The following is an 11,135-nucleotide window of genomic DNA, read 5'->3' as shown; positions in this document are numbered from 1 at the left end:
GTCAGTTCACTCCGCCCATGTAGATGGTCTGTGCGGTGATGTACGCGCTGCGTTCCGACGCCAGGAAGTCGATGATATTGAAGATGTCGTCCGGCTCCGCATAGCGCGGAATCGGCAAGCCGGCAATCACGGCATCGATCTTATCGCCCGGCAGCTGCGCCAGCATGTCGGTCTTGATCGCGGTGATGGACAGCGTATTGCAGGTGATGTTCAGCGGCGCCAGTTCCTTGGCCATCACATTGGCCAGCGTCGTCAGGCCGGCCTTGCAGGCAGCGTAGACGGAATCGCCAATCGGCTCCAGGCTCACCGCCATCGAACCGATATTGATGATGCGGCCCCACTTCCCCTTGCGCATCAGCTTTGAGGCTTCGCGCGACACCATAAAGGCGCCCATCAGGTTCGTGTTAATCATGGCTTGTGCCTGCGCGGGCGGCATGATCATCGCGTACTGCGAGGTCAGCACGGCAGCGTTGTTGATCACGATATGCACCGCATCGCTCACCTTCTTCAGCGCCGCAAAGCCCTGCTGCACCGAAGCCGGATCACCGATATCGACCTGGAAGTGATGGTAGCCGGGATGGTCGATCGTTGACTCGCCGCGCGCAAAGCCGGCCACGCGGCCGCCGTTGCGCAGGATGTGCTCAGCGACCAGGCGTCCAACGCCACGCCGGCTGCCGGTAATCAGCGCCAGCTTGCCAGCATAGGTGGCGCCGGTTGGGTTCATGCCTTTTCCGACAGCAGCAGCTCGATGTAGGCGGTCAGCGAGTTCACGTCGGTGAACGGTGAAACGTCCTGGCTCATGGCGCGGTCGTCGGTCAGGCTGATGTCGCGGCCGGCCTGTTCGGATACAGCGCCTTCAACGTCAACGATCACCGATACCAGCGACAGCGAATCAAGCACCGCATCGGCGCCGAACAGGCGGGTGTCCAGGCCGACGGTCAGCTGTTCATCCGGGCCGCGCTCGTCGTTGATGTTGTTCAGTGCCTGCAGGATGATGGCGTGGATAGCGTCTTGGTTCAGCATGGGTAGTCCTTGTAATGAATTATTTGGCGGCCTGGCGCGCGGCGGCGATCAGCACCTTCATGCGCGGCAGCGCGTTCTTGCGGTATTCGTCATCCAGCATGCCCAGGTACACGGCATCTTCAAACGAGCCATCCTTCTGGCACAGGTGCTTGCGCAGACGGCCCTCTTCCTTCATACCCAGGTATTTCTGCCACTTGATCATCAGCGTGTTGTTGGCGGCGATGATGCCGCACACGCGCAGCAGGCCCAGGCGGTCAAACGCCAGTTCATACAGCAGCTTCATGGCTTCCACCGCAGCGGGTACACCCTGCGTCGCGGCTTCGTCGCCGATCAGGAAGCGGCCCGGTTCGCCGTGGCGATTGGCGCGGTCGATGCCGACCAGCGACAGCATGCCGACCGGGTGGCCGTTTTTCAGTTCGATGATGTAGTTGTACTCGGATGCAGGACGGCTGGCGATCCATGCGGCCTGCTGTTCGACACTGGCAGCACCAGCGTTGAGGAAGCGCGCACGCTGGGCGGTACGCCAGTCCAGCGTCAGCGCGGCGTCTTCCGGACGCAGTGGACGCAGGTTGACGAATTCACCGCTCAGCACTTCGGTGTTCGGTACGGCAGCTTGGGACATAAGGCTTCCTAGTAGACGATGAAGGCGGCAGCTTCCGGCACCGGCACACCCGGTGCGGATGGCTTGTAAGCCATGCCAATGAACGATTGCTCGAGCGTGAAGCCAGCTTCGATCAGATGCGCCAGCACTTCGCCGCCGTTGCGGTACAGGTAAATATGGTCGGCATGCGCCGCATTCAGCGCCGCCGTGATGAAGGCCTTGGCGCCCGGCGCCATATTGCGGCGCAGGCCGCGCAGGAATGCAACGGGATCATCCAGATGCTCCAGCACTTCCACGCACACCAGCCAGTCGGCTTTCGGCTCCAGCGGCTCTGCGGTAACGTCGCGCAGCTCGGTGCGATAACGGTCCGCCACGCCCAGCGCCGCCAGTTGTGTTTCAGTAAAGCGCTGCGACGACGGGCTGATGTCCAGCCCCACGCCACGCACCTGCGGCAAGGCGCGCAGCAGCAGGCCTGAATACAAGCCGGTGCCGATACCGACTTCCATGAACGAAGTGGCGCCCGCCACACGCATCGCCTGCACAAAGGCGCTGTTGAAGAACTGGATCTGGCGGTAATGGTGTGGCCACAGGAAGTGCGACAGCAGCAGGCCTGGCAGGTATTCCTGCATCATGTGCTGTTCGTTGAAATACACCTCGCTGGAGGCCTGCTCGTGGGTCTTGGCCTTGTACTGGCGTTCGCGCTCGAACACGGCCTGCAAGCGCATGGACTGCATGGCGAAAACCGAATAGCCCTTGGCAGCTGCCGTTACTGCCTCCTCGGTCGGGAACAGCGCGTTGAGCACCGGCTCGAATGCATCGGCCCATTCGGCGCCAAACAGGGCGGCGCCACGGTCGATGATGTCAGCGGCAAAACGGTGTTTGGCACGCAGGATGTCGGCCATGCGGGTCAGCCCCGGGTAACGTACCCGGTCGAGCTGGAAGGGATGGTTTTCAGGCATGAATATCGCGTTTGGCTAAAACATCAGAAACCGGCCGAGCGTCCGGCAGAAGGCTGCACTCTAGCATACCCATCCCGGTTTTGGGTATGCCAAACAGCCACGGAAAAACCACCCTTTTCAGCATCTGTGCAATGGGTAGGAAAGCCCGTCACTGCAAGGTACAATCGGCACACAACCGTCAGCCCGCCGAAAGCCAGATATGACCGAACGCCGCCCAGTTCCTCCCGCCCCTGCTGCCACGCTGGCGGACTGGCATGCGGCGGCGGCACGTTCCGCACCCGGCGGCGACGCGGCCCGGCTCAATACTCAGCAGGCAGATGGCATCACCATGAAGGCGCTGTACACGGCAGCGGATCTGGACGGCCTGCCGCACACCGACACCCTGCCCGGCTTTGAGCCCTTTGTGCGCGGCCCGCAAGCCACCATGTACGCTGCACGCCCGTGGACCATCCGCCAGTACGCCGGCTTTTCCACTGCCAGCGAATCCAACGCCTTCTACCGCCGCACGCTGGCCGGCGGTGGCCAGGGCGTGTCCGTGGCCTTCGATCTGGCCACCCATCGGGGTTATGATTCCGACCATCCGCGCGTGAAAGGCGACGTCGGCAAAGCTGGCGTGGCGGTCGATTCGGTGGAGGACATGAAGATCCTTTTTGACGGCATCGCGCTCGATAAAGTGTCCGTGTCGATGACCATGAACGGTGCGGTGCTGCCGGTTTTGGCCGGATATATCGTCGCGGCAGAGGAGGCAGGTGTGGCGCCGGAACAACTGTCCGGTACCATACAGAACGACATTCTCAAAGAATTCATGGTGCGGAATACCTATATTTATCCGCCCGAACCGTCGATGCGCGTGGTCGCCGACATCATTGCCTACACGGCGCAGCATATGCCGAAGTTCAATTCGGTATCGATTTCCGGTTACCACATGCAGGAAGCCGGCGCCACGCCCGCGCTGGAACTGGGCCTGACGCTGGCCGATGGCATGGAGTACGTGCGCACCGCCATCAACAAGGGCATGGATGTTGACGATTTTGCAGGACGCCTGTCATTCTTCTTTGGCGTCGGCATGAACTTCTACATGGAAGTAGCCAAGCTGCGCGCCGCGCGCCTGCTGTGGTGCCGCATCATGAAAGCGTTTGGCGCCAGGTCGCAAAAGTCGCTGATGCTGCGCACGCACTGCCAGACGTCCGGCTGGTCGCTCACCGTGCAAGACCCCTATAACAACGTGGTACGCACCACGGTGGAAGCCATGGCGGCGGTGTTTGGCGGCACCCAGTCGCTGCACACCAATTCGCTGGACGAGGCGATCGCGCTGCCGTCCGAATTCGCCGCCCGCATCGCCCGCAACACGCAGCTGATTTTGCAGGAAGAGACGCAGATCACCAGCGTCATCGATCCATGGGCCGGTTCCTACATGATGGAAAAACTGACGCAGGACGTGGCCGATCAGGCCTGGGCCATCATCGAGGAGGTAGAGCAGATGGGCGGCATGACGCAGGCCGTGGGTTCCGGCTGGGCCAAACTGAAGATCGAAGCGGCAGCTGCGGTGAAGCAGGCACGCATCGATGCAGGAAAGGATGTCATCGTGGGCGTCAACAAATACCAGAGCGGCATTGAGGACCAGGTTGAAGCGCGCGAGATCGACAACACGGCCGTGCGCGAGCAGCAGATTGCGCGGCTGGCCGAGATCCGTGCGTCACGCGATCAGGAGGCGGTGGGCGCAGCGCTGGCGGAACTGGGCGTGGCGGCCTACGAAGGCCACGGCAACCTGCTGGAACTGGCAGTCCGCGCCACCCGCCTGCGCGCCACCGTGGGCGAGATTTCCGACGCGCTGGAACAGGCATGGGGACGGCACCGCGCCGCCAGCCAGACCGTCTCCGGCGTGTATTCGGCCGGCCTGGCCGATGATGAAAACTGGTCGCGCCTGCGCGCGGAAGTGGCGCAGTTCTCGGTAGAGCAAGGCCGCCGTCCCCGCATCATGGTCGCCAAGCTCGGACAGGACGGCCATGACCGCGGCGCGCGCGTGGTGGGCTCCGCATTTGCAGATCTGGGCTTCGACGTTGATCTCGGCCCGCTGTTCCAGACGCCGCAGGAAGCCGCGCGGCAGGCGATTGAAAATGACGTGCATGCGGTCGGCGTCTCCACGCTGGCCGCCGGCCACAAGACGCTGGTGCCGGAATTGATCGAGGCCCTACGCGAACAGGGTGCGGAAGACATCATCGTCTTCGTCGGCGGCGTGGTGCCGACCCAGGACCATGGCTTCCTGTACCAGGCAGGCGTCAAAGGCATCTTCGGCCCTGGCACGCCGATTCCCCTGTGCGCCGCCGAAGTGCTGGAGCAAATCCGCGAATCGCTGGCTGCTCCCGTCGCCGCGAACCACGCGGCCTTCACCGCCTCCGCCGCAAACACTTCAAACGCGGCCCGCGTCTGATGGCGCTTGAACCGGACGACGAGGTCCTCGCCACCGCACTGCTGGCGCGGCAAAGGCGCGCACTCGCAAAAGCCATCACCCTGGTTGAATCCTCGCGGCCGGACCACCGGCTACGTGCGCAATCCTTGCTGGACCGTCTTTTACCGCACACCGGCAAAGCGCTCCGCATCGGCATCAGCGGCGTACCGGGCGTCGGCAAGTCCACTTTCATTGAAGCTTTTGGCATGTACCTGCTGGCGCAGGGCCTGCGCGTGGCCGTCCTCGCAGTCGATCCCTCATCGCCACTGACCGGCGGCTCCATCCTTGGCGACAAAACCCGCATGGAGCGCCTGTCGCAGCAGGAGAACGCCTATATCCGTCCCTCTCCCGCGCGCGGCGCCTTGGGCGGTGTGGGCCACCAGAGCCGCGAGGCCATGCTGGTCTGCGAAGCGGCCGGTTTTGATGTCATCATCGTAGAAACCGTGGGCGTCGGCCAGAGTGAAACCGCCGTCGCCAGCATGTGCGACGTTTTCCTGCTGCTGCAACTGCCGAACGCCGGCGACGAACTGCAGGGCATCAAGAAGGGCATACTGGAGCTGGCCGACATCGTCGTCTACAACAAGGCCGACCTCGACCCGCGCGCCACCGCCGTCGCCGCTGGCCAGATGAAAGCCGCACTGCACATGCTGCGTCCAGCATCGCCGCACTGGCAGATGCAGGTCCTGCAAGCCAGCGCCAGCACCGGCGAAGGCATCCCGGAAGTCTGGGCCATGCTGCAGAGCTACCGCGACACCATGCAGCAAGCCGGCGCCTTCGACGAGCGCCGCAAGCATCAAGCCGAAGCATGGATGTGGCACCTGGTGGAAGCCGGTCTGCAGGAACGCTTCCGCAGCCACGCCGCCGTCCGCGCCGCGCTGCCGCAAGCCTTGCAGCAGGTCGCCGACGGCCACGCCAGTCCCGCCACGGTGGCCACCCTGCTGCTGGACGCCTTTCGCCCCTGAGGGGAAGCGGGTATGATAGACCAGCCCTACCGATCAACCGATCAATACACTACGCCTCAATGACTGCATCCTCCCACGCGCAATGGCTGAAACTGGCCGCACGCGGCAACATGACGATCCCCGAATTGTTCGATGCCGCCGCCACACTGACGCAACAAGGCCAGCCCCAATTGGCCATCGACCTGTATCGCACCTGGATAGAACACACCAGCCGCTCGCCGCTGGCATATGCCGCCTGGTTCAACCTCGGCGCGCTGCTGGCCGCTACCAACGACGATGCCGGCGCCGAAGCGGCCTACCGCAAATGCATCGCGCTGCAGGCACGTTTCATTGAAGGCCGCCTGAATCTGGGCACGCTGCTGGAACGCATGGGCAAGCCGCAGGACGCACTGGACATGTGGCGCACCATCCTGACGCCCGCCGTCAAGATCGACAAGGTCAAACAGCGCGCGCTGTACATCCAGACCCTGAACAATCTGGGACGCCTGCTGGAAATCCAGAAGCAGTATCCGGAAGCGGAAGAGATGCTGGCGCAAAGCCTGCGCATGGATGCCAGCCAGACCAACGTCATGACGCACTGGGTCCACCTGCGCCAGAAGCAGTGTCACTGGCCGACCTGGGCGGGCCTGGAGCACATCAGCCGCCAGCAGATGGAAGACGGCGCCTCGGCGCTGGCGATGCTGAGCCTCACCGACAACCCGGACCTGCAAATGGCCGCCGCCAAACGCTTCGTCAGCGACAAGCTCGATGCCAGCGTAGCGCCACTGACGCAGCCAGGCCAGAGCTACGGCCACCAGCGCCTGCGCATCGGCTATCTGTCGTCCGACCTGTGCTCGCACGCCGTATCGATCCTGACGGCGGAGCTGTACGGCATGCATGACCGCAGCCAGTTTGAAGTCTACGCGTTCAGCTGGAGCCGTGACGACGGCTCGCCATTGCGCGCGCGCGTGGTCGCCGGCATGGACCACTACATCCCGATCCACACGCTGAGCGACGAACAGGCCGCACAGCTGATCCGCGCCAACGAAATCGACATCCTGGTGGACCTGCACGGCCTGACCTCCGGCGCGCGTCCGCAGATCCTCGCCTACCGTCCGGCGCCAGTGCAGATGACATGGCTGGGCTTCCCCGGCACCACCGGCCTGCCTGGCGTGGACTACGTGATCTCCGACGAATACCTGATCACGCCGGAGATGGAAAAAGACTTCACCGAGAAGCCGCTGCACCTGCCCGACACCTTCCAGATCAACGACCGCCAGCGCCTGATCGGCAACACGCCAACGCGCGCCTCGGTCAACCTGCCGGAAGACGCGTTTGTCTTCTGCTCCTTCAGCAACAGCTACAAATACAAGCCGGAGCTGTTTGCGCACTGGATGAACCTCCTGCGCCGCGTGCCCAATTCCGTCCTGTGGCTGGTGGCCGATACGCCGCTGGTCGGCGAGAACCTCAAGCACCACGCCAAAGCAGCCGGCATCGATCCAGAGCGCCTGATCTTCGCCACCCGCGCGCTGCCAGCCGACTATCTGGCACGCTACCGCATCGCCGACCTGTTCCTGGACACCTACCCGTTCAACGGCGGCACCACCGCGAGCGATGCGCTGTGGGCGGGCCTGCCGGTGCTGACCTGCTCCGGTCCGACCTTCGCCTCGCGCATGGCGGGCAGCCTGCTGCACGCTGTGAACCTGCCCGAACTGATCACCACCACCTTCGAAGATTACGAAGAGAAGGCGGTCGCACTGGCCAACGATCCGGCCCGCATCGCCGCCATGAAGCAGCAGCTCAATGACAACCGCATGAGCTGTGCCCTGTTTGACACGCCGCGCCTGGTGCGCAACCTGGAGGCGGCCATGAAGCGCGTCGCCGCCCCTACTTCCAAGAGCCAGACCATGAATCCCATCGACCAGATCCCCATGATCGCGGTGTCGTACAACGCACCCGACCTGATTGCCTCGCTGTTGAGCACCTTCCGCCAGCACTACCCGCACAACCCGGTCACCATCATCGACGGCTCGGCGCCGGAGATCGCGGCGCAAATCGCGCCGGTCTGCGCGCAATACCAGGGCGTGAAATTCATCCCGTTCGGCTACAACATCCACCACGGCCCGGGCATGGCGTGGGCGATTGAAAACCTCGAACTGTCGGGCCGCGTGCTGTTCCTCGACTCCGACGTGGAAATCCTCAAGCGCGGTTTCCTGGAATCGCTGGACGAGCACCTGCAACCGCAGATGTACGGTGTCGGCAACGTCACGCCGGTAGACGAACATGGCCAGCCGAATGGGCCGAACAGCATGCCCTACCTGCACCCGGCCTGCATGCTGACCAACATCGAGGTGGTGCGCCAGTGGCCGCTGCCGGTCAAGCACGGTGCCCCGATGCTGCCGCCGATGATCGCGCTGGCCCGTGCCGGCAAGAGCGACCTGCTGCGCAACGTCGAATGGGTCAACAACGATTTCAGCGACAACCCGGCACAGCGCATCTTTATCCGTCACGACTGGCAGGGCACCGTACGCCGCACCGGCGGCTACCACTACGACAAGCCGATCACCACGCAGATCAACCAGGAGCTGATGGCCTTCATGCCGCCGGCCGCGATCAAGGTGGTGCAACTGGGCTGTGGCGATGGCGCGTTTGCCAAAGCCTACAAACAGAAAAACCCCGTGTGCAATTACACCGGCATCGAGCGCGACGCCATCGTCGCCGAGCAGGCACGCGCGCACTGCGACTTCGTCTACAACCAGGACTTCGAAACGCCGGACGAGCAGCGCGACCGCCAGCTGGCACAGGCCAATTGCTGGGTACTGGATGGCGCGCTGGAACGCTCGCGCGACCCGTGGGCGCTGCTAGCGCATATCCGCAGCAGCATGGCTGCCGACGGCACGCTGGTGCTCTCGGTGCGCAACGCCCAGCACTGGGGCGCGCAGGTGCGCCTGAACATGGGCGACTTCCGCTATCGTCCCGATGGCGTGATGCAGCAGGACGAACTGCGCCAGTTCACGCGCGGTACGCTGCTGGAACTGGTGCAGCAATGCGGCTTCCGCCTGACCGGCGGCTCGCCCGTGATCCTGAATGAACCTGGCCGCGACGCCTTCCTGCCGCTGCTGCGCCAGATCGCGCTGGCCAGTGGCAGCGATCCCGAACTGTCGGTGCAGGACGCGCTGGCGCAACGCTACATCATCACTGCCGTACTGGCATAACGACCATGCGTATCCTCATCATCGGCGGGTCCAATTCGCTGCTCAAGGGCGGCTATGTGCAAGGACTGGCGCAATCGCTGCAAGGCTATGCCGAAGCGGAGATCGTGCAGATCTCCGTGGGCGCCACCACCTCGCTGTCGGCGATCGGCCGCCTGCACGAAACCTTCAACGGCCAGCCTGCCGATGTGATCCTGTACGAATACGGCATCAACGACGCCGGCCACTTCGCGCCGCGTCCCGGCGGTGCGGATTCGTGGCTGATGTGCTTCCATCTGCTGCTGAAAGTGGCAGCGCGCCTGTATCCATCGGCCGTGTTTGTGCCGCTGGTGCTGGCGCAGCAGCAGCACTTCTCCATGAGCGTACAGAATCCGATCTACGACGCGCAGATCCGCGCCTACCAGGAACTGGCGCTGCCCTACATCGACGTGCGAGCATGGATGTCGTCTCTGTTCCTCGGCCGCGCGCCGGAATGGATGTACCGCGATCCAGCCCACTACGACACGCCGCACGCCACCTCCATCATCGGCGCCCTGGTCGCGCAACGCCTGCTGACGCTGAAGGCGCAGAACGCCGAGCCACTGGCCAGCACCGCCGCGCGGCTGCAAAACCTGTCGCCGTTTGCGAAGATGGAAGTGATGTACATTCCGGCCATGAACCTGCAGCAGTTTGTCAGCGGCCCGGTAGAACCGGGCCACATCGCCAACCGCCTGATGCAGCTGGACTACCTGCGCATGCTGCCGGGCAGCCGCTTCGACCTGCACAGCGCCATGTTCCCGCTAGCCCTGTTCCTCAAATCCGACCCGCAGCACGACGCCTTGCAGCTGGAACTGAGCACACCGGAAGGCCTCAACATCAACACCCGCGTCGCCACGCGCCATGCGGACACCGAGACGCTACCGTTCATCTACTCCAGCATCCCGCTGCCGCTGCTGTGGAGCCACAGCCTGCTGATGCACTACGGCGGCAGCAAGCTGGGCGTGTCGGTGCCGGCAGACGCTGGCGGCGCCCAGAGCGGTTTCGACTGCTACGCCCCCGGCCTGCCCCAGGCCGCTGGCCGACATCTCGACTTCGTCGGCTTGCTGATGTTGGCACAGCAGTAAATCTCCATATTCGAAAATTTCGATAATAAAGCGGAAAATTTTCCGCTTTTTGTTTTGTCTTTCGCCGCGCATACTTCATTCCAACAGCGCAGAGCACCGCGAAATACAAATCGAAATTATTGAAACTAAGGAGCACTACCATGCCAACCGCAATCGCAAAACCAGGTCAAACTCTGCTGAGCCCAAGCAACCACGCACTGATCATGATTGATCACCAGTCGCAAATGGCGTTTGCCACCAAGTCGATCGATCCGGTCCAGCTGCGCAACAACGTGGCGCTGGTCGCCAAGGCCGCCAAGGAATTCAAGGTCCCGACCATCCTGACCACCGTGGCAGAAAAATCGTTCTCCGGCCCGATCTTCAACGAGATCAAAGACGTATTCCCGAACGAAGTGGCAATCGACCGCACCACCATGAACACCTGGGAAGACCCACGCATCGCCGAGCGCGTGAACGCCATCGGCAAAGACAAAATCGTGCTGGCCGGCCTGTGGACTTCGGTATGCATCGTTGGTCCGGCACTGTCAGCGCTGGACCAGGGCTTTGAAGTGTATGTGATCACCGACGCCAGCGGCGACGTCTCCGACGAAGCCCACCAGCGCGCCGTCGAACGCATGGTCCAGGCTGGCGCCCGTCCGATGACCTCGCTGCAATACCTGCTGGAACTGCAACGCGACTGGGCGCGCGGCGAAACCTACGACGAAACCGTCGCCACCTCCATCGCCCACGGCGGCGGCTACGGCCTCGGCCTGATCTACGCCAAAACCATGTTCAACGCCGCCGAAGGCCACTAAACAAGTTCGGGGTCAGTGCCGACATTCGGACATTTCGCTCACGAAATGTCTGA

Annotated in this window: 9 protein-coding genes; 5 read left to right on the top strand and 4 right to left on the bottom strand. The window is 63.2% G+C overall.

The features are described 5' to 3' along the window. Position 1 precedes the first annotated feature (1 nt). The 4 genes from BUA36_RS08705 to BUA36_RS08690 are packed head-to-tail and all read right to left on the bottom strand — an operon-like array spanning position 2 to position 2,583. Entirely contained in the window at positions 2-724 is a 723-nt protein-coding gene (locus tag BUA36_RS08705) for an SDR family NAD(P)-dependent oxidoreductase (protein ID WP_072783510.1), read from the bottom strand. Then, a complete protein-coding gene (locus tag BUA36_RS08700; RefSeq protein WP_072783508.1) occupies positions 721-1,023 on the bottom strand; it encodes a hypothetical protein in 303 nt (100 codons plus the stop codon). Before BUA36_RS08700 ends, BUA36_RS08705 begins: the two co-directional genes overlap by 4 nt. 19 nt (positions 1,024-1,042) lie before the next feature. Further along, on the bottom strand, positions 1,043-1,645 hold the full coding sequence (locus BUA36_RS08695; RefSeq protein ID WP_072783506.1) for a GNAT family N-acetyltransferase: 603 nt from the start codon (positions 1,643-1,645) through the stop codon (positions 1,043-1,045). Between the two features lie 8 nt (positions 1,646-1,653). Then, positions 1,654-2,583, bottom strand: a complete 930-nt coding sequence (locus tag BUA36_RS08690) for an SAM-dependent methyltransferase (protein WP_084560061.1) — start codon at positions 2,581-2,583, stop codon at positions 1,654-1,656. Positions 2,584-2,782: 199 nt separating this feature from the next. Here BUA36_RS08690 and scpA point away from each other — a divergent pair, with 199 nt between their 5' ends. The 5 genes from scpA to BUA36_RS08665 all read left to right on the top strand — a co-directional run bounded on the left by scpA (position 2,783) and on the right by BUA36_RS08665 (position 11,082). Further along, positions 2,783-5,014 (top strand): methylmalonyl-CoA mutase, encoded by a 2,232-nt coding sequence (gene scpA, locus BUA36_RS08685; RefSeq protein ID WP_084560060.1) that lies wholly within the window; start codon positions 2,783-2,785, stop codon positions 5,012-5,014. Further along, positions 5,014-5,994, top strand: coding sequence for a methylmalonyl Co-A mutase-associated GTPase MeaB (gene meaB / locus BUA36_RS08680; RefSeq protein WP_072783501.1), 981 nt, complete (start codon positions 5,014-5,016; stop codon positions 5,992-5,994). Before scpA ends, meaB begins: the two co-directional genes overlap by 1 nt. A 59-nt stretch (positions 5,995-6,053) precedes the next feature. Then, positions 6,054-9,188, top strand: coding sequence for an O-linked N-acetylglucosamine transferase family protein (locus tag BUA36_RS08675; protein ID WP_072783499.1), 3,135 nt, complete (start codon positions 6,054-6,056; stop codon positions 9,186-9,188). Between the two features lie 5 nt (positions 9,189-9,193). After that, positions 9,194-10,288 (top strand): SGNH/GDSL hydrolase family protein, encoded by a 1,095-nt coding sequence (locus tag BUA36_RS08670; protein ID WP_072783497.1) that lies wholly within the window; start codon positions 9,194-9,196, stop codon positions 10,286-10,288. A 140-nt stretch (positions 10,289-10,428) separates the two neighbouring features. Next, positions 10,429-11,082, top strand: coding sequence for a hydrolase (locus BUA36_RS08665; RefSeq protein ID WP_072783495.1), 654 nt, complete (start codon positions 10,429-10,431; stop codon positions 11,080-11,082). Positions 11,083-11,135 lie beyond the last annotated feature (53 nt).

This window comes from Duganella sacchari (genome assembly GCF_900143065.1).
In the GTDB taxonomy this organism is placed as follows: Bacteria; Pseudomonadota; Gammaproteobacteria; order Burkholderiales; family Burkholderiaceae_D; genus Rugamonas; species Rugamonas sacchari.
This window is presented reverse-complemented; position numbering and strand designations above follow the sequence as displayed.

Coding starts and splice junctions, on each gene's coding strand:
- BUA36_RS08705 (WP_072783510.1), bottom strand. CDS start 724: ATGAACCCAACCGGCGCCACCTATGCTGGCAAGCTGGCGCTGATTACC.
- BUA36_RS08700 (WP_072783508.1), bottom strand. CDS start 1,023: ATGCTGAACCAAGACGCTATCCACGCCATCATCCTGCAGGCACTGAAC.
- BUA36_RS08695 (WP_072783506.1), bottom strand. CDS start 1,645: ATGTCCCAAGCTGCCGTACCGAACACCGAAGTGCTGAGCGGTGAATTC.
- BUA36_RS08690 (WP_084560061.1), bottom strand. CDS start 2,583: ATGCCTGAAAACCATCCCTTCCAGCTCGACCGGGTACGTTACCCGGGG.
- scpA (WP_084560060.1), top strand. CDS start 2,783: ATGACCGAACGCCGCCCAGTTCCTCCCGCCCCTGCTGCCACGCTGGCG.
- meaB (WP_072783501.1), top strand. CDS start 5,014: ATGGCGCTTGAACCGGACGACGAGGTCCTCGCCACCGCACTGCTGGCG.
- BUA36_RS08675 (WP_072783499.1), top strand. CDS start 6,054: ATGACTGCATCCTCCCACGCGCAATGGCTGAAACTGGCCGCACGCGGC.
- BUA36_RS08670 (WP_072783497.1), top strand. CDS start 9,194: ATGCGTATCCTCATCATCGGCGGGTCCAATTCGCTGCTCAAGGGCGGC.
- BUA36_RS08665 (WP_072783495.1), top strand. CDS start 10,429: ATGCCAACCGCAATCGCAAAACCAGGTCAAACTCTGCTGAGCCCAAGC.